The following is a 16352-nucleotide window of genomic DNA, read 5'->3' as shown; positions in this document are numbered from 1 at the left end:
GCGGGTTCCCCGGCGTGACGGACCTCATCACGGCGGCGAGCGGGGCGGCGGGGCAGAATGTCCGGATGACCTCAGTCGCCATCGTCACCGGAGCGTCCAGCGGGATCGGCGCGGCCACCGCCCGCCGGCTGGCCGCGGAGGGTTTCCACGTGCTCGCCGCGGCCCGGCGTACCGACCGGCTGGCCGCGCTGGTCGCCGAGATCGAGGCCGCCGGCGGCGCGGCCACCGCGGTCGCCTGCGACGTGACCTCGGACGAGTCGGTCGCCGGCCTGGCCGCCGCGGCGGACGCCGCGCCCGGCCCGGTCACCCTGCTGGTCAACAACGCCGGCGGCGCCCGCGGCCTGGACCCGGTCGAGACCGCCGACGTCGGCGACTGGCAGTGGATGTACGACGTCAACGTGCTCGGCACGCTGCGGGTCACCAAGGCGCTGCTGCCCGCGCTGGAACGCTCCGGCGCCGGCACCGTCGTGATCGTCAGCTCGACCGCCGGGCACGTCGTCTACGAGGGCGGCGGCGGCTACACGGCGGCCAAGCACGCGCAGACCGCGATCGCCGGCACGCTCCGGCTGGAGCTGTCCGGACGGCCGATCCGGGTGATCGAGATCGACCCCGGCATGGTGAAGACCGACGAGTTCGGGCTGGTCCGCTTCGGCGGCGACGCGGACCGGGCCGCCGCGGTCTACGCCGGGGTCGCGGAACCGCTCGTCGCCGACGATGTGGCCGACTGCGTGGCCTGGTGCGCCACCCGCCCGCACCACGTCAACGTCGACCAGCTCGTGGTCCGGCCGCTGGCCCAGGCCGCCCAGCACAAGGTCCACCGGCAGAGCTGATGAAGCCCCTGGGCGTCGTCACCAGGGGCACCACCAACCCCAACCGGCTCCGGCGGGTGGACAACTGGATCGTCGGGGCCTGCGGCGACGCGCTGCGCGCCGCCGCCGACCCGCTCGTGGTCGACCTGGGCTACGGCGCCACCCCGGTCACCCCGGTCGAACTGCGCGGCCGGCTCGCGACCCGGGTCCGCGCCGACGTGCGGGTGGTCGGGCTGGAGATCGATCCGGTACGCGTGGCCGCCGCCCAGCCGGCCGCTGACCCGCCCGGGTTGACGTTCGCCCGGGGCGGCTTCGAACTGGCCGGCCTGCGTCCCGCCCTGGTCCGGGCGTTCAACGTGCTGCGCCAGTACGACGAGAGCGAGGTCGCCGACGCCTGGCGCACGATCACCGGCCGGCTCGCGCCCGGTGGGCTGCTGGTCGAGGGCACCTGCGACGAGCTGGGTCGGCTGGGCGCCTGGGTGCTGCTCGACGCCACCGGCCCGCGCACGCTCACCCTGGCCGCGAAGCTGACCACCCTGGAGAGCCCGACCACGCTCGCCGAGCGGCTGCCGAAGGCGCTGATCCACCGCAACGTCCCCGGTGAGCGCGTACACGACCTGCTCGACGCGCTGGAGCACGCCTGGCACTCCGCCGCCGGCTACGCCCCGTTCGGGCCCCGGCAGCGCTGGGTGCACGCGGTGACGGCGCTGAGGGAGTCGGGCTGGCCCGTCCAGGACCGCCCGACCGCCTGGCGGCACGGCTACCTGACCCTCCCCTGGCCCGCCGTCTCCCCCACCTGACCCCACCCGGGGATCAGATGGTGCAGTTGACCAGGACCGGCTCGGGGTGCAGGGGGACGCCGAAGCGGGCGTGCACGCCGTCGCGGATCTCCCGGGCCAGGGCCACCAGGGCGGCGGTGCTGGCCGTGCCGGACTGGTTGGTGAGCGCCAGCGTGTGCTTGGTGGAGATGGCCACGCCCTCCGGGCCGGCGTAGCCCTTGCCGAAGCCGGCCTTGTCGATCAGCCAGGCGGCGCTGACCTTCACCACGTCGCCCGCGCCCGGCCAGTGCGGCGGCTCGCCCAGGTCGGCGGCGCGCTCCCGGAGCAGCTCGTACGCCTCGCGGTCGAGCACCGGGTTGGTGAAGAAGGAGCCCACCGACCAGGTGTCCGGGTCGGCCGCGTCGAGCACCATGCCCTTGCCGGCGCGCAGTCCGCGCACGGTGGCCCGGGCATCGGCCAGCGGCACCCGGTCGCCGACCTCGACGCCGAGCGCGCGGGCCAGTTCGGCGTAGCGGACCGGGCCGGAGAGCGGCGAGCGGGTGAGCCGGAAGTCGACCGAGAGCACCACCCAGCGGTCGCTGTACTTGAAGATGCTGCCCCGGTAGGCGAACCCGCAGTCCGCGGCCGAGATCCGGACCACCTCGCGGTGGGTGCGGTCGTACGCCTCGACCGCGACGATCGTCTCGGCGACCTCCTGGCCGTACGCGCCGACGTTCTGGATGGGCGTCGCGCCGGCCGAGCCGGGGATGCCGGAGAGGCACTCCAGTCCCGCCCAGCCGCGGTCGACGGTGGCGGCGACGAGGTCGTCCCACGGCTCGCCGGCGGCCACCCGTACCGTCACGGTGTGGTCGTCGGAGTCGACGACCACGAAGCCCCGGGAGCGGACGAGCACGACGGTGCCGGGGAAGCCCTGGTCGCCGATCACCACGTTGCTGCCGCCGGCCAGCACCAGCACGGCCTCCTCGCGGGCCTCCGCCGCCCGGACGAGGCGGACGATCGCGGCGGCGTCCTCGGCGATCTCCAGCCGGCCGGCCGGGCCACCCAGGCGTAGGGTGGTGTAGCGCGCCAGGGTGCCCGGGTCGGTCGGTCCGGTGGCGGTCGTCGGTTCGGCGTAGACGTCTGACACGCCTTTCACCCTAGGCTGAGGGCCAGCCGCGGCACCCACTGGTGGCCCGGTCACCCCCGGGAGGATGGCGATGAGCAGACTGCACCACACGAAGGACTTCTGGATCGGCGCGTTGCGGACCGAGGGGCCGGCGTTCGCCGCGGCCGTGACCGAGGCGCCCGCCGAGACACCGGTGCTGTCCTGTCCCGGCTGGACGGTCACCGACCTCGCCCACCACCTGACCCGGACCTACGTCTGGGTGGGCACCGTGCTGACCGCCGGCGTCACCGCCCGGCCGGAGCGGCACGACCCGGAGCCGCCCGCGGGTCTGACCCCGGCCCAGTGGTACGCACAGGAGTACGAGCGCCTCACCGCGCTGCTGGAGGGCCTGGACCCGGAGGCCCCGGCGTGGAACTTCGCCCCGCAGCCGAAGAAGGCCGGGTTCTGGCCGCGCCGGGTGGCGCACGAGACCGCCGTGCACCGCTGGGACGCCCAGCTCGCCATCGGCGCGGGCGACCCGATCGAGTCCAAGCTCGCGGCCGACGGGGTGAGCGAGGTGTTGGACACCTGGCTGCCGGCGGGCCGGCGGGTGAACTCCGGCCCGTGGCACGGGGTGGTCCAGTTGACCGCGACCGACGCGGCCCAGGAGTGGTATCTGCGGCTGCGCGGCGAGGGGGTGGCGTTGCTGGACACCGCCACGATCCTGGACCACGACGACCACCGGGCCCGGGCGCAGGTGACCGGCACGGCCAGCGACCTGTTGCTGGCGTTGATGGGCCGGATGAGCTTTGACGCGCTGGGGGTGGCCGGTGACCGGCGCCTGCTGGACGGGCTACGGGTGGGCTGACACAGCACCCGATATCGGGCGGAGAGGGGCGGTGATCGCCCCTCTCCGCTTTTTTCGGGCACTCTGAGAGCGCTCTCTTGACAGCGTCCCCGACCACCCACCAGGCTGTCGAGAGAGCGCTCTCTTAGTACCGGAACCGCCTTCCACCACCCGTTACGACCCCGAGAGGTCAGGACAGCATGCTCACCTTCACGCGCCGTCGACTCGCGGCGGTGGCCCTGGTCGCCGCCACCGCACTGCTCGGCACCACCGGCTGCGGCGGCGGCGACGACGAGGCCGCCGCCGACGGGCCGGTCACGCTCACCGTCGACGTCTTCGGCCAGTTCGGCTACGCGGATCTCTACCAGGAGTACATGGCCAGCCACCCCAACGTGAAGATCGTCGAGCGGGGCACCGGCAGCAACCTCGACGAGTACTCGCCGAAGCTCACCCAGTGGCTCGCCGCCGGCAAGGGCGCCGGCGACGTGGTCGCCATCGAGGAGGGGCTGCTGGTCGAGTACAAGGCCAACCCGCAGAACTTCGTCAACCTGCTCGACCACGGCGCGGCCGACCTGAAGGGCAACTTCCTGGACTGGAAGTGGAACCAGGGGCTCACCGCCGACGGCAAGCAGCTCATCGGCCTCGGCACCGACGTCGGCGGCATGGCCATGTGCTACCGCAAGGACCTGTTCGCCAAGGCCGGCCTGCCCACCGACCGGGAGGCCGTGTCCAAGCTCTGGCCCACCTGGACCGACTACGTCAAGGTCGGCGAGCAGTTCACCGCGAAGAAGACCGGCGCCTCGTTCCTGGACGCCGCGACCAACACGTTCAACACCATCCTGCTCCAGACCGCCGGCAACAGCAGCGGCTACAGCTACTACGACACCAGCAACAACCTGGTCGTGGGCAGCAACCCGGCGGTACGCCAGGCGTACGACACCACGATGGACATCATCGACTCGGGCCTCTCCGGCAAGTACGGCTCCTGGTCGGAGGAGTGGGTCTCCGCGTTCAAGCAGTCGAAGTTCGCCACCATCGCCTGCCCGGCCTGGATGACCGGTGTGATCGAGGGCAACGCCGGCCCCGGCGCCAAGGGCAAGTGGGACATCGCCCAGATCCCCGGCAACGGCGGCAACTGGGGTGGCTCCTTCCTCGCCGTGCCCAAGCAGGGCAAGCACCAGGCCGAGGCGATCGAGCTGGCCAAGTTCCTGACCAGCGCCAAGGGCCAGATCGGCGCGTTCAAGCTCAAGGGCCCGCTGCCCTCGTCCCCGCAGGCGCTTGCCGACCCGGCGGTCGTCGACTCGAAGAACGCCTACTTCTCCGAGGCCCCGGTCGGCAAGATCTTCGCCGAGGGCGCCAAGAGCCTGAAGCCGGTCTACATGGGTCCGAAGAACCAGGCCGTCCGGACCGAGGTGGAGAACGCCGTGCGCACCGTGGAACTGGGCAAGCGCTCCCCGCAGCAGGGCTGGACCGATGCCGTCTCCAACGCCGAGAAGGCCGCCGCCAAGTAACCCGAGCAGCGCGTGCGGGCGGTCCCGGCGACGGGTGCCGCCCGCACGGCGGAGAGGAGTTCTCAGGTCATGGCCGTCCAGCTCGACGCCCGCCCGCCTGTCGCACCGGCCCCCCGTCACTCCCGCCCCCTGCGGGGCGTCCGGCTCAGCCGGTTCGACACGAAGTACTCGCCCTACCTCTACATCGCCCCGTTCTTCCTGCTCTTCGGCGTCTTCGGGGCCTACCCGCTGGCGTACACCTTCTGGGTCTCGCTGCACGACTGGGACCTGCTCGGCGCCGAGCACCCGTTCATCGGCTTCGACAACTACAGCCAACTGCTCGCCGACCCGGACTTCTGGCACTCCGTGGTCAACACGCTGGGCATCTTCGTCATCTCCACGGTCCCGCAGCTCCTGGCCGCGCTCTGGCTGGCCAACCTGCTCAACCGCCAGCTCCGCGCCCGCACCACCTGGCGGATGGCCGTGCTGGTCCCGAACGTCACCTCGACCGCCGCGGTGGCGATCGTGTTCGCGGTGCTGTTCGGCCGCGAGTTCGGCATGATCAACTGGCTGCTCGACCACGTCGGGGTGAGCGCGATCGACTGGAAGTCGAACAGGTTCGCCGCCTGGGTCGCCATCTCCACGATGGTCGACTGGCGGTGGACCGGCTACAACGCGCTGATCTTCCTGGCCGCCATGCAGGCCATCCCCCGCGACCTGTACGAGTCGGCGTCGATCGACGGCGCCGGCCGGGCCCGGCAGTTCTGGTCCATCACCGTGCCGCTGCTCAAGCCGACGATCGTCTTCGCGGTCATCATCTCCACCATCGGCGGCCTCCAGCTCTTCACCGAGCCGCGGATGTTCAACTCGGGCACCAACGCGATCCGGGGCGGACCGCTGCGCGAGTCGCAGACCGTGACCATGTACATGTTCGAGAACGCGTTCGCGCCGCACTACAACTTCGGCTACGGCTCGGCCATCGCCTGGCTGCTCTTCGCGCTGATCGCGGTGGTCGCGGCGATAAACGTCCTGCTCCTGCGCCGGCTCGGCGGCGGCGCCCGCAAGGAGGTCTCCCGATGACCCGCCTCTGGTCGGCCAGCCGGCTCACCTACCTGGCGCTGATCCTCTCGGCCGCGCTGTCGATCTTCCCGATCTACTGGATGTTCGTGGTCGCCAGCCGCACCAGCGACGCGATGGGGCAGGTCCCACCGCCGCTGACCCCCGGCGGCAACCTCGGCGCCAACATCGCCCGGCTGTTCGACAACACCGACGCCTACTTCCTCACCGGCCTGATCAACTCGACGATCGTGGCCGTCACGGTGACCGTGTCGGTGGTCTTCTTCTCCACCCTGGCCGGGTTCGCGTTCGCCAAGATGCGCTTCCGTGGCCGCAACGCGCTGCTGCTGGCGATCGTCGCCACCATGATGGTCCCCACCCAGCTCGGCGTCATCCCGCTCTACCTGCTGATGACCAAGCTCAACTGGAACGACCGGCTGCCCGCCGTGATCGTGCCGGCGCTCGTCACCGGCTTCGGCGTGTTCATGATGCGCCAGTACGCCGGCCAGGCGGTCAGCACCGAGCTGATCGAGGCGGCCCGGATGGACGGCTGCAACACCGCCCGGATCTACTGGAACGTGGTGCTGCCCGCGCTGCGCCCGGCCGCCGCCGTGCTCGGCCTGCTCACGTTCATGACCACCTGGAACGACTTCCTCTGGCCGTACGCGGTGCTCAACGACCCGGAGAACCCGACCGTGCAGCTCTCGCTGCGGGCCCTGTCGGACGGGTACTACCAGGACATGTCCCAGGTGTTCACCGGCACGGCCATCGCCACGCTGCCGCTGCTGCTGGTGTTCGTCGTGTTCGGCCGCCAGATCATCGGCGGGATCATGGAAGGTGCGGTGAAGGCATGAGCGAGCTCCGTTTCCCCGAGGGCTTCGTCTGGGGGGCGGCCACCGCCGCGTACCAGATCGAGGGCGCCGCCCGCGAGGACGGCCGCGGCCCGTCGATCTGGGACACCTTCAGCCGTACGCCGGGGGCGGTGTTCCAGGGCCAGAGCGGCGACGTCGCCTGCGACCACTACCACCGGCACAGCGAGGACGTCGCCCTGATGGCCGAGCTGGGGCTGCGGGCGTACCGGTTCTCGGTGGCCTGGCCCCGGATCCGGCCGGACGGCACCGGCCCGGTCGAGCCGCGCGGGCTGGACTTCTACGACCGGTTGACGGACGCGCTGCTGGAGCGGGGCATCGACCCGATCGTCACGCTCTACCACTGGGACCTGCCGCAGGCGCTCGAGGACCGGGGCGGCTGGACGGTCCGGGAGACCGCCGAGCAGTTCGCCGACTACGCGGTCGCGGTACACGGCCGCCTCGGCGACCGGGTCGGCACCTGGACCACGCTGAACGAGCCGTGGTGCTCGGCCTACCTCGGCTACGGCAACGGGGTGCACGCCCCCGGCCGGCGCGACGCCGGGGACGCGTTCCGGGCCGTACACCATCTGTTGCTCGGGCACGGCCTGGCGGCGCGGGCGCTGCGCGCGGCCGGCGCGCGGACGCTGGGGATCACGCTCAACCTGGCCGACGTGCAGCCGGCGGACGCCGCCAGCGCGGCGGACGCCGAGGCGGTCCGGCTGGTCGACGGCCTGCACAACCGGATCTTCCTCGACCCGCTCACCGGCGGCGGCTACCCGGCGGACGTGTTGGCGCACGTCGAACGGATGGTGGCGACGGACTTCGTCCGGGACGGCGACGAGAAGATCATCGCCGCGCCGCTGGACCTGCTCGGCCTGAACTACTACTCGCCCACCTACGTGGCCGGGCGGGCGGACGGCGAGGGCGGCAGCGCCTACCCGGGCACCGCCGGCGTGGTCGAGTTCGTGCCGGCGACCGACCCGGTCACCGACATGGGCTGGTCGATCGAGCCGGCCGGGCTGACCCGGCTGCTGGAGCGGGTGGCCGCCGACCACCCCGGCCTGCCGCTGATGATCACCGAGAACGGCGGCGCGTTCCCGGACGCCACCCGGGACGCCACCGGCCGGGTGGCCGACGCCGACCGGACCGCCTACCTCGACGGCCACCTGCGCGCCGCACACGAGGCCATCGCCCGCGGGGTCGACCTGCGCGGCTATCTCGTATGGTCGTTGCTGGACAACTTCGAATGGGCCGAGGGATACCGGAAGCGGTTCGGGATCGTCCACGTCGACTACCTGACCCAGCGGCGCACACCCAAGCAGAGCGCCCGCTGGTACCAGGAGGTGATCGCCCGGAACGGGCTGTGACGAGGTGGTGGTAACGGGGATGACGACGGCACAGCGGCCGACCCTGGAGGCGGTGGCCCGGCGGGCCGGCGTCTCCCGGGCCACGGTCTCCCGGGTGGTCAACGGCTCGACCACGGTCGCCGAGTCGATCCAACAGGCGGTCCGCCGGGCGGTCGAGGAACTCGGGTACGTCCCGAACCTCGCCGCCCGCAGCCTGGTCACCCAGCGCACCGACTCGGTCGCGCTGGTCATGCCCGAGGCGGCCACCCGGGTCTTCTCCGACGACCAGGTGTTCCCCGGCATCATCCGCGGGGCCGCCCAGGAACTGGAGGCGGCGGACAAGCAGCTCGTGCTGATGCTGGCCGGCTCGCCGGCCGGACACGAACGCGTCGAGCGGTACACCACCGGGCGGCACGTCGACGGCGTGCTCTTCGCCTCGCTGCACGGCGAGGACCCGCTGCCCGGCCGGCTCGCCCGGCTCGGCATCCCGGTGGTGTGCAGCGGCCGGCCGCTCGACGGCGCCGACGTGCCGTACGTCGACGTGGACCACGAGGGCGGCGTCACCCGGGCGGTGGAGCACCTGATCGCCACCGGCCGGCGGCGGATCGCCACCATCGCCGGGCCGCAGGACATGGTCGCCGGCATCGAACGGCTGATCGGCTACCGGGCCGCGCTCACCGCCGCCGGGCTGCCGGAACTGGTCGCGTACGGCGACTTCACCCGGGAGTCCGGCACCGCCGCGATGCGCGAGCTGCTCGCCGCCGACCCGGAGCTGGACGCGGTGTTCGCCGCCTCCGACCTGATGGCGCACGCGGCCCTGCGGACGCTGCGCGAGGCCGGGCGGCGGGTGCCCGAGGACGTCGCGGTGATCGGGTTCGACGACATCGAGACGGCCGCCTACACCGAGCCGCCGCTGACCACGGTGCGACAGCCGATAGTGGAGCTGGGTCGGGCGATGACCCGCCAACTCCTGCGCATCGCCGCCGGCGAGGAGGTGGAGCAGGCCCTGATGCTCCCCACGGAGCTCATCCTCCGCGATTCGGCGTAAGGAGGGGCCCCCTGTTAACGCATTCCGCATAACAGGGGGCCCCGCTTAACAAACCGGTCGCGGCGCGCGGGCGGGGTGGCTAGCGTCGCGCGGATGAGTGATCCCCTGATCCGTCGCGCCCGTCCCGACGACGCGCCCGCCGTGGTGGCGCTGCGCGCGGTGGTCTTTCCCTACCTGGTCCGGGGCGTCGAGTCGACCCGCCGGATGATCGCCGAACCGCCGCCCGGCGAGGACTGGGCCGCCTGGGTCGCCGAGGCGGACGGGCAGGTGGTCGGCTGGACGTCGGCGTACCGCAACACGCAGACCTCGACGCCCGGGGTGGGCGAGATCTCCACCCTGCACGTCCACCCGGACCACCGCGGCCGGGGCGCCGGCACCGCGCTGTTCGACCACGCCCTCGACCACCTGCGGACACTCGGATCGACGCGGGTGCTCACCCACGCCCGCACCGAGTCGCTGCCGTTCGCGAAGCGCCACGGCTTCACGCCCAGCCGGGAACTGCGCTACTCGGCGCTCGACCTGGACCCGGCCCCGCCGATGCCGGAGCCGCCGGCCGGCGTACGGCTGCTGCCGATCGCCGGGCTCGACCCGCGTCGGGTCCACCGGGTGGACTCCGAGTCGGCCCGGGACGAGCCCGGTGACGTGCCGACCGACGCGCTCGACTACGACCTCTGGCTCCACGAGTGCTGGGAGAACCTGGGGCTGGACCGGGACGCCAGCACGGTCGCCGAGGTGGACGGCGAGCTGGTCGCGCTGAGCCTGGTCAAGCGGGACGGCGACCGGATGTGGTCGGACTTCACCGGCACGCTGTCCGCCCACCGGGGGCGGGGACTGGGCCGGCTGACCAAGCAGGCCGCCCTGCACGTCGCGGCGGCGCGCGGGGTACGCACCGCGTACACCTCGAACGACGAGGCGAACGCGCCGATGCTGGCGATCAACGAGGCCCTCGGCTACCGCCCGGTGGACAGCCAGTGGTCGTGCCGACGCACGCTCAGCTGAGCCGGCCGGCGGCGACCCGCACCGCCGTCGCGTACGTGTCGGCGCCGAACAGCACCAGCCGGGCTTCGACCACGTGCGTCGGCGTGGCCGCGTGCAGCACGGCCAACGCCTGCGCCACCGCGTCCTCGACCGGCCAGCCGTAGATCCCCGCCGAGATCAGCGGAAACGCGACCCGGAGAGCGCCTAGCTCGTCGGCGACCCGGAGGCTGTTCACGTAGCAGTCGCGCAGCAGCGCGGACCGGTCCTCGCGCGGCGAGAAGACCGGCCCGACGGTGTGCACCACCCAGCGCGCCGGCAGGTCGCCCGCCGTCGTGGCGACCGCCTGCCCGGTCGGCAGGCCACGCCCGTAGCGGGAGGCGCGCAGCGCCCGGCACTCCGCCAGGATCGCCGGCCCGCCGCGCCGGTGGATCGCGCCGTCCACTCCCCCGCCGCCGAGCAACGACGAGTTCGCCGCGTTGACGATCGCGTCGACCTGCTGGGCGGTGATGTCGCCCTCGATCAGCACGGTGTCCATCTCAACGCTCCTCGACGTGCTGGCCCAGCGACCGGCGGGCCAGCAGGGCGGCCCCGGCGACGGCGGCCGGCATGACCAGCACCGCGCCGAGCGGGATCAGGAAGCACAGGAAGACCGCCACCCCGAAGCCGAGCGCGGTCGGCCGGTCGGCGCGCAGCCGCGACCGCCGGTCCGGCAGCCGCATCCCGCGCCGCTGGAACGGCGCGCCGACCAGCTCCAGGGCGAGGAACCAGCCACCCACCAGGGCACCGACCACCGGCACCACCGTCTGGCCGACCAGCGGGATGAAACCGGCCGCGAAGAGGGGTACGCCGACCAGCGCGGAGACGGCCACCAGGCGCAACGAGTCGGCGATGCTGCGCCGCATCGAGGCCCAGAACGGCACCTCCACCATGCCCGGGGTGCCGCCGAGACGGTCCTCCACCCGCTCGGAGATGGCCTCGTAGAACGGGTCGCCGACAGCAAGCGTGACCGCGGTGAAGGTGAGCACCCCGACCAGCGCGGCCACCCCGACGACGGCCAGCCCGGCGGCGACCCGCAGCAGCCCGCGCGGGGTCGACGACCAGTCGTCGGCGAACGGGGTCAGCCAGGTGGCCAGGTCGTCCACGAAGTAGATGAGCGTGGCGAAGAGCGCCAGGTAGAGCACGCCGGAGATCAGCGCCGGCACGACGCCGAGCAGCATCAGTTTGGGGCTGCGGACGTACATGCCGAAGCCGCGCAGCAGCAGGCCGGCGCCGCCGAGGAAGCGGCTGACCGCGCCGGCCACGGGCGCGACGGTACGGGAGGCGTTCACGACGGCACAGCCTAGTGGGCCCGCGCACGCCGGCCCGTCGTTAGGAGGGGCCCCCTGCAATCCTTATGCATTAAGAGGGGGCCCTTCCTTACACCACAATGGGGGGGTGCGTGCGTCTCGGCTGATCTCGTTGGTGCTGCTGCTCCAGTCCCGGGAGACGATGACGGCGGCCGAGCTGGCCCGCGAGCTGGAGGTCTCCGAGCGCACCGTCTACCGGGACGTGCTGGCGCTCTCCGCCGCCGGGGTGCCGGTCTACGCCGACCGGGGCCGGGCCGGCGGATACCGGCTGCTCGGCGGCTACCGGACCCGACTGACCGGGTTGAGCCGCGACGAGGCGGAGGCGCTGTTCCTGGCCGGGTTGCCGGGGCCGGCCGGCGCCATGGGACTTGCCGACGCGGTGGCCGCCGCCGAGCTGAAGGTGCTTGCCGCGCTGCCGCCCAGCCTGCGGGACGCGCCGGCGCGTACCGGCCAGCGGTTCCACCTGGACGTGCCCGGCTGGTTCCGGGAGTCCGCGCCGCCGCCCCTGCTCACCGAGCTGGCCCGGGCGGTGTGGCGGGACCGGATGGTGGAGCTGCGCTACCGGCGCGGCGACCGGGAGGTGATGCGCACCGTCGCGCCGTACGGCCTGGTGCTGAAGAACGGGGTCTGGTATATCGTCGGCCGGGTCGGCGAGGCGTGGCGGACGTACCGGGTGGACCGGGTGGTCGGCGTCGAGGACGGCGCGGCGGGCTTCGACCGGGACGAGCGCTTCGACCTCGGGGCGTACTGGCGGGAGCAGGCCGGCGCTTTCCTGCGGGAGCTGCTGCGGGAGCGGGTCACCGTGCGGCTCGGCCCGGTCGGCCTGCGGCTGCTGCGGTACGCGGTGGACGCGGCGTTCGTCTACTCCGAGGCGGTCGCCGCCGCCGGCCGGCCCGACGGGCAGGGCCGGCTGGTGCTCCGGCTGCCCGTCGAGTCGGTCGACGTGGCGTACGCCCAACTGCTGGCGCTCGGCCCCGAGGTGGAGGTGCTGGAACCGCCGGAGCTGCGGGCGCGGTTCGCCGAGGCGGCCCGCCGCGCGGCGGCGCTCTACGCCGACGACACCGGTCAGCGGTAGCCGCTGTCGTCGGCCGGCTTGCCCGGCGCCACCACCTCGTCGTGGTAGCGGGCCCAGTGCGGCCGGGTGCCGTCGAGGTCGGTGAAGCCGTACTCCTGGGCCAGCCCGCCGCTGTCCAGGGACTGCCCGTTCCAGCGGTGCCGGTCCGGGTCGGCGGCAAGCGCGGCCACTGCCCGCCCGACGAACGCCGGCGTCTCCGACATGACGAAGTGCGGGTCGGTCCTCGCGCCGTCGCGCCAGTTCGCCTCGGTGACGCCGAAGTGCTCCAGCATCGCCTCGGAGCGCAGCCAGCCGGGGGTGAGCGCGACGGCGGTGCCGCCGTGCGGGGCCAGCTCGTGCGCCTGGGTGAAGCCGAGCCGGTTCACCGAGACCTTCGCCAGGTCGTAGAAGACGGACAGCCGGTAGGTGGCGTCGTTGTACGCCTTCGTGCCGTCGCCGACCTCGACGACCAGCCCGCCCGGCCGGCGGATCAGCAGCGGCAGCGCGAAGTGGCTGGTGATGATGTGGGTGTCGACGGCCAGCCGCAGCGTCCGGAAGCCTGCGTCGAGCGGCTGCTCCCAGACCGGCTTCTCCCAGGTGATCAGCGGGTCGGCGCCCCAGATGTCGTTGACCAGCACGTCGAGGCGGCCCTGCTCGGCGTCGATCCGTGCGACGAGTTTGCGTACCTGCTCGGGGTCGAGGTGGTCGACGGCGACCGCGACGCCGGTGCCGCCGGCGGCGGTGACCAGGTCGGCGGTCTCCTCGATGGTCTCCGGCCGGTCCATCTCGGAGCGGCGGTCCCGGGTGGTCCGGCCGGTGGCGTAGACGGTGGCGCCGGCGGCGCCGAGCTGGACGGCGATCTGCCGGCCGGCGCCGCGGGTCGCGCCCGCGACCAGCGCGACCTTTCCGGTGAGTGGTGAGTTCATGCCTCCACCGTGTCACCGATACCTGACAACCGAAGTCCGGTTTCCTGACCGAGTCGGATCCGCGATCATGACGGCATGCACCTGCTGCTCTCCGGCGTCGTCGGCTCGGTCGCGTACGGGCTGGCCGGCCCCGGCTCGGACACCGACCGGCTCGGCGTCTTCGCCGCGCCGACCGTCGCGTTCCACGGCCTGCGCCCGCCCCGGGAGTCGGTGGTCACCACCGACCCCGACGTCACGCTGCACGAGGCGCGGAAGTACGCGCTCCTGGCGCTGAGCGGCAACCCGACCGCCACCGAGCTGATGTGGCTGCCGGACGACTGCTACGAGACACGCACCGCGTTCGGCGAGCGGCTGATCGACATCCGGTCGGCGTTCCTCAGCGCGCCCCGGGTCCGCGACGCCTACCTCGGGTACGCGTCGCAGCAGTTCCGCAGGCTCGCCGCCGCCCCGGCGGACACCGGCGGCCGGCGGCGCTCGGCGAAGCACGCCCGGCACCTGGCCCGGCTGCTGCACCAGGGCCGGGTGCTCCACGCGACAGGGGTGCTGGAGATCCGGCTGGCCGACCCGGAGTGGTTCCGCGCGTTCGGCGAGCGGGTGGCCGCCGGCGCGCTGGACGAGGCGCAGGCGCTGGTGGCGGACGCCGAGGCGGAGTTCGACCGGACCCGCTCGCCGCTGCCGGAGCGCCCGGACGAGGCGACGGTGGAACGGTGGCTGCTCGACGTCCGGGCGGCGCATCTGCCGCGTTGACTCAGTCCGCGAGCCGGACCCGGACCCGGCGGTTGGCCCGCCCCTTGCTCTCCACCTTGACCACCTGGACCTTGCCGATCTGGGCGGTGGACGCGACGTGGGTGCCGCCGTCGGCCTGCACGTCCAGCCCGACGATGTCGACGATCCGCACCTCCTGCTCGGTCGGCGGGATCAGGTTGGACTGGGTGCGGATGATGTCCGGCAGGGCCAGCGCCTCGGCGCGCGGCAGCACCCGGACGGCGACCGATCGGTCGGCGGCCACCTCGGCGTTGACCAGCTCCTCGATGCGGGCCTTGAAGTCGGGCGGCACCTCGGGGAGGTTGAAGTCCATCCGGGCCTCGCCCGGTTCCATGTTGCCGCCGGTGACCAGCGCGCCGAAGTCCCGGAACACCACGCCGCAGAGCACGTGCAGCCCGGAGTGGGTGCGCATCAGCATGGTCCGGCGGGCGTCCTCCACCGCGCCTGTCACCTCGGTGCCGACCGGCGGCAGCGGATCGCCGTCTACCGGGATCAACCAGAGGTCGTCGGCCTTGCGGGTGCCCGCGATCCGGGTCTGTACGCCCTGCCAGAGCAGCACGCCGTGATCCGGCGGCTGCCCGCCGCCGCCCGGGTAGAACGCGGACCGGTCCAGCACGATGCCCTGCTCGGGATCGGCCGCCAGCACCCGGCACGTCCACTCACGCAGCGTGGGGTCGGCGAGGTCGAGGCGGTGCGTACGGCCGTGGTGTGTGACGCCCATGTCGGGCGACGTTACCCGTTCAGGAACGTCGAGATGCGCCCCCGCAGGTCGGCGCGTTCGGTCCAGAGGACGCCGGGCCTGTCGTACACGTGCAGGGTGGCCGCCGGCAGCGCGGCCGCGAGCTGCTCGGCGACGGCGACCGGATGCAGGTCGTCGTCGGCGCAGGCGATCACCAGGGCCGGCGCGGTGACCGCGGCGAGCGCGGCGGCGTCGTCCAGCGCGGCCTGCTCGGGCAGCCCGGCCAGGCCGGGCGCGAGCCCGTCGCGCAGCAGTTGGTCGAGCCGTTGCCGCAGGTAGGCCCAGCCGGCCGGGGTGTTGCGGACCGACGGCGGCAGTTCCAGCGACACCGCCTCGGCGAGCGCGTGCGCGTCGCCGTCGGCCACCGCGTCGAGCAGGCCGGTGAGGCGGGCGTGGGCCACCTCGCCGCGCGGCGTGTCCAGCACGGCGGGCAGGAAGAAGACGAGTTTCTCGAAGCGTTCCGGGCTCTCGGCGAGAAGCCGGCACAGCGCGCCCGCGCCGAGGCTGGCGCCGAACGCGCGGGTGGCGCCGCCCAGGTCGGCTACCGCGCGCAGGTCCCGGGCGAGGTCCAGGTAGGTCCACGGCCCGGTCGGGGAGTCGGACCGGCCGTGCCCGCGGAACTGGAAGAAGATGCGCCGGCCGGTGACGCCGCTGCCGAACGGGCGGGTGGTGGCGATGCCGTTGCCGAGCCCGTGCGCGAACACGGTGACCGGGTCACCGACGCCGGTGACCAGGCGTTCCAGGCTCACGCCGTGCGGGGTGGCGACCAGTTCGGTCTCCGGCTCGGGCAGCGCCGGCCGGCCGGTCCGTGGCCCGCCGGGACCGGGCCCCCAGGTGCGGGGACCGCCGTCCGGCGGCGGGGGCCAGCGGAAACCTCTCACCAGGACCCTCGACCGTCGTGCAGGTCCCGCAGGCCGGGCCGCACGTCGAGCAGGTAGATGAGGCCGGCGGCGATGCCGACCAGTCCGAACAGGCTGATCGGGCCGAAGCCGAGCAGGGTCAGCAGCATGCAGACCGCCAAGATGGCAACCCAGCCACCCTTGGGCAGCGTGCCGATCGCGGCGAAGCCGTCGCCGCGCTGGGTGATCGCGTGCACCAGTGCCACACCCTGGATGACCAGGGCGAAGACGAGCAGGATCAGCTGAATCACGGCTTTGACTTCGAACGCGAAGATCGGCGCGGCGTAGGCCATGTCGGCAAGCTTATGCCGAGACCCCGGAAACGTCCGACAGGA

At 73.1% G+C, this 16352-nt stretch carries 18 protein-coding genes; 11 read left to right on the top strand and 7 right to left on the bottom strand.

Features of this window, described 5'->3' with window-relative positions; all coding sequences use genetic code 11:
- The first annotated feature begins 65 nt into the window (after nt 1-65).
- Nucleotides 66-830 (top strand): SDR family NAD(P)-dependent oxidoreductase, encoded by a 765-nt coding sequence (locus tag ACIA5A_RS00440; protein WP_396754986.1) that lies wholly within the window; start codon nt 66-68, stop codon nt 828-830.
- Nucleotides 830-1609 (top strand): class I SAM-dependent methyltransferase, encoded by a 780-nt coding sequence (locus tag ACIA5A_RS00435; RefSeq protein WP_396754984.1) that lies wholly within the window; start codon nt 830-832, stop codon nt 1607-1609. The genes ACIA5A_RS00440 and ACIA5A_RS00435 overlap by 1 nt, the downstream gene beginning before the upstream one ends.
- A 13-nt stretch (nt 1610-1622) precedes the next feature.
- Here ACIA5A_RS00435 and ACIA5A_RS00430 read toward each other — a convergent pair whose 3' ends face one another.
- Nucleotides 1623-2714 carry a UDP-N-acetylmuramate dehydrogenase gene (locus tag ACIA5A_RS00430; protein WP_396754982.1) on the bottom strand — a complete coding sequence of 364 codons (1092 nt, stop codon included), beginning with the start codon at nt 2712-2714 and terminating at the stop codon, nt 1623-1625.
- Nucleotides 2715-2784: 70 nt separating this feature from the next.
- Here ACIA5A_RS00430 and ACIA5A_RS00425 point away from each other — a divergent pair, with 70 nt between their 5' ends.
- From ACIA5A_RS00425 to ACIA5A_RS00395, 7 genes are all read left to right on the top strand, one after another.
- Nucleotides 2785-3540, top strand: a complete 756-nt coding sequence (locus tag ACIA5A_RS00425) for a maleylpyruvate isomerase family mycothiol-dependent enzyme (RefSeq protein WP_396754980.1) — start codon at nt 2785-2787, stop codon at nt 3538-3540.
- A gap of 179 nt (nt 3541-3719) precedes the next feature.
- On the top strand, nt 3720-5030 hold the full coding sequence (locus tag ACIA5A_RS00420; protein ID WP_396754978.1) for an ABC transporter substrate-binding protein: 1311 nt from the start codon (nt 3720-3722) through the stop codon (nt 5028-5030).
- Between the two features lie 69 nt (nt 5031-5099).
- Nucleotides 5100-6089, top strand: a complete 990-nt coding sequence (locus ACIA5A_RS00415) for a carbohydrate ABC transporter permease (protein ID WP_396754976.1) — start codon at nt 5100-5102, stop codon at nt 6087-6089.
- Nucleotides 6086-6919 carry a carbohydrate ABC transporter permease gene (locus ACIA5A_RS00410; protein ID WP_396754974.1) on the top strand — a complete coding sequence of 278 codons (834 nt, stop codon included), beginning with the start codon at nt 6086-6088 and terminating at the stop codon, nt 6917-6919. Before ACIA5A_RS00415 ends, ACIA5A_RS00410 begins: the two co-directional genes overlap by 4 nt.
- Nucleotides 6916-8283, top strand: a complete 1368-nt coding sequence (locus ACIA5A_RS00405) for a GH1 family beta-glucosidase (protein WP_396754972.1) — start codon at nt 6916-6918, stop codon at nt 8281-8283. The genes ACIA5A_RS00410 and ACIA5A_RS00405 overlap by 4 nt, the downstream gene beginning before the upstream one ends.
- A 19-nt stretch (nt 8284-8302) precedes the next feature.
- Complete coding sequence (locus ACIA5A_RS00400) at nt 8303-9310, top strand: LacI family DNA-binding transcriptional regulator (RefSeq protein ID WP_396754970.1); 1008 nt, start codon at nt 8303-8305, stop codon at nt 9308-9310.
- A 93-nt stretch (nt 9311-9403) separates the two neighbouring features.
- A complete protein-coding gene (locus tag ACIA5A_RS00395; protein ID WP_396754968.1) occupies nt 9404-10309 on the top strand; it encodes a GNAT family N-acetyltransferase in 906 nt (301 codons plus the stop codon).
- Here the strand turns inward: ACIA5A_RS00395 and ACIA5A_RS00390 are convergent.
- Together ACIA5A_RS00390 and ACIA5A_RS00385 are read right to left on the bottom strand one after the other, a co-directional pair.
- Nucleotides 10302-10823, bottom strand: a complete 522-nt coding sequence (locus ACIA5A_RS00390; RefSeq protein ID WP_396754966.1) for an O-acetyl-ADP-ribose deacetylase — start codon at nt 10821-10823, stop codon at nt 10302-10304. The two genes, ACIA5A_RS00395 and ACIA5A_RS00390, sit on opposite strands and share 8 nt — an antisense overlap.
- A gap of 1 nt (nt 10824) precedes the next feature.
- Nucleotides 10825-11616: an EI24 domain-containing protein gene (locus ACIA5A_RS00385; protein WP_396754964.1), complete on the bottom strand. Its 792-nt coding sequence runs from the start codon at nt 11614-11616 to the stop codon at nt 10825-10827.
- Nucleotides 11617-11722: 106 nt separating this feature from the next.
- Here ACIA5A_RS00385 and ACIA5A_RS00380 point away from each other — a divergent pair, with 106 nt between their 5' ends.
- The gene (locus ACIA5A_RS00380) at nt 11723-12709 is read left to right on the top strand and encodes a helix-turn-helix transcriptional regulator (protein WP_396754962.1); all 987 of its coding nucleotides are present in this window, start codon (nt 11723-11725) and stop codon (nt 12707-12709) included.
- Here the strand turns inward: ACIA5A_RS00380 and ACIA5A_RS00375 are convergent.
- Nucleotides 12700-13614: an SDR family oxidoreductase gene (locus ACIA5A_RS00375; RefSeq protein WP_396754960.1), complete on the bottom strand. Its 915-nt coding sequence runs from the start codon at nt 13612-13614 to the stop codon at nt 12700-12702. The two genes, ACIA5A_RS00380 and ACIA5A_RS00375, sit on opposite strands and share 10 nt — an antisense overlap.
- Before the next feature lie 57 nt (nt 13615-13671).
- Between ACIA5A_RS00375 and ACIA5A_RS00370 the strand changes: the two genes are divergently transcribed.
- Entirely contained in the window at nt 13672-14361 is a 690-nt protein-coding gene (locus ACIA5A_RS00370; protein WP_396755814.1) for a DNA polymerase beta superfamily protein, read from the top strand.
- Between the two features lies 1 nt (nt 14362).
- Here ACIA5A_RS00370 and ACIA5A_RS00365 read toward each other — a convergent pair whose 3' ends face one another.
- The 3 genes from ACIA5A_RS00365 to ACIA5A_RS00355 are packed head-to-tail and all read right to left on the bottom strand — an operon-like array spanning nt 14363 to nt 16310.
- Complete coding sequence (locus ACIA5A_RS00365; RefSeq protein WP_396754958.1) at nt 14363-15100, bottom strand: alanyl-tRNA editing protein; 738 nt, start codon at nt 15098-15100, stop codon at nt 14363-14365.
- An 11-nt stretch (nt 15101-15111) separates the two neighbouring features.
- Nucleotides 15112-15999: an alpha/beta fold hydrolase gene (locus ACIA5A_RS00360; RefSeq protein ID WP_396754956.1), complete on the bottom strand. Its 888-nt coding sequence runs from the start codon at nt 15997-15999 to the stop codon at nt 15112-15114.
- Nucleotides 15996-16310 (bottom strand): DUF2516 family protein, encoded by a 315-nt coding sequence (locus ACIA5A_RS00355; RefSeq protein ID WP_396754954.1) that lies wholly within the window; start codon nt 16308-16310, stop codon nt 15996-15998. The genes ACIA5A_RS00360 and ACIA5A_RS00355 overlap by 4 nt, the downstream gene beginning before the upstream one ends.
- Nucleotides 16311-16352: the final 42 nt, after the last annotated feature.

The sequence above is a fragment of the Micromonospora sp. NPDC051300 genome, assembly GCF_044455315.1.
GTDB classification, from domain to species: Bacteria; Actinomycetota; Actinomycetes; order Mycobacteriales; family Micromonosporaceae; genus Micromonospora; species Micromonospora robiginosa.
This window is presented reverse-complemented; position numbering and strand designations above follow the sequence as displayed.

Excerpts from the sequence above, each read along its gene's own strand:
- ACIA5A_RS00440 (WP_396754986.1), top strand. The coding sequence starts at position 66 with ATGACCTCAGTCGCCATCGTCACCGGAGCGTCCAGCGGGATCGGCGCG.
- ACIA5A_RS00435 (WP_396754984.1), top strand. The coding sequence starts at position 830 with ATGAAGCCCCTGGGCGTCGTCACCAGGGGCACCACCAACCCCAACCGG.
- ACIA5A_RS00425 (WP_396754980.1), top strand. The coding sequence starts at position 2,785 with ATGAGCAGACTGCACCACACGAAGGACTTCTGGATCGGCGCGTTGCGG.
- ACIA5A_RS00420 (WP_396754978.1), top strand. The coding sequence starts at position 3,720 with ATGCTCACCTTCACGCGCCGTCGACTCGCGGCGGTGGCCCTGGTCGCC.
- ACIA5A_RS00415 (WP_396754976.1), top strand. The coding sequence starts at position 5,100 with ATGGCCGTCCAGCTCGACGCCCGCCCGCCTGTCGCACCGGCCCCCCGT.
- ACIA5A_RS00410 (WP_396754974.1), top strand. The coding sequence starts at position 6,086 with ATGACCCGCCTCTGGTCGGCCAGCCGGCTCACCTACCTGGCGCTGATC.
- ACIA5A_RS00405 (WP_396754972.1), top strand. The coding sequence starts at position 6,916 with ATGAGCGAGCTCCGTTTCCCCGAGGGCTTCGTCTGGGGGGCGGCCACC.
- ACIA5A_RS00400 (WP_396754970.1), top strand. The coding sequence starts at position 8,303 with ATGACGACGGCACAGCGGCCGACCCTGGAGGCGGTGGCCCGGCGGGCC.
- ACIA5A_RS00395 (WP_396754968.1), top strand. The coding sequence starts at position 9,404 with ATGAGTGATCCCCTGATCCGTCGCGCCCGTCCCGACGACGCGCCCGCC.
- ACIA5A_RS00390 (WP_396754966.1), bottom strand. The coding sequence starts at position 10,823 with ATGGACACCGTGCTGATCGAGGGCGACATCACCGCCCAGCAGGTCGAC.
- ACIA5A_RS00375 (WP_396754960.1), bottom strand. The coding sequence starts at position 13,614 with ATGAACTCACCACTCACCGGAAAGGTCGCGCTGGTCGCGGGCGCGACC.
- ACIA5A_RS00365 (WP_396754958.1), bottom strand. The coding sequence starts at position 15,100 with ATGGGCGTCACACACCACGGCCGTACGCACCGCCTCGACCTCGCCGAC.
- ACIA5A_RS00355 (WP_396754954.1), bottom strand. The coding sequence starts at position 16,310 with ATGGCCTACGCCGCGCCGATCTTCGCGTTCGAAGTCAAAGCCGTGATT.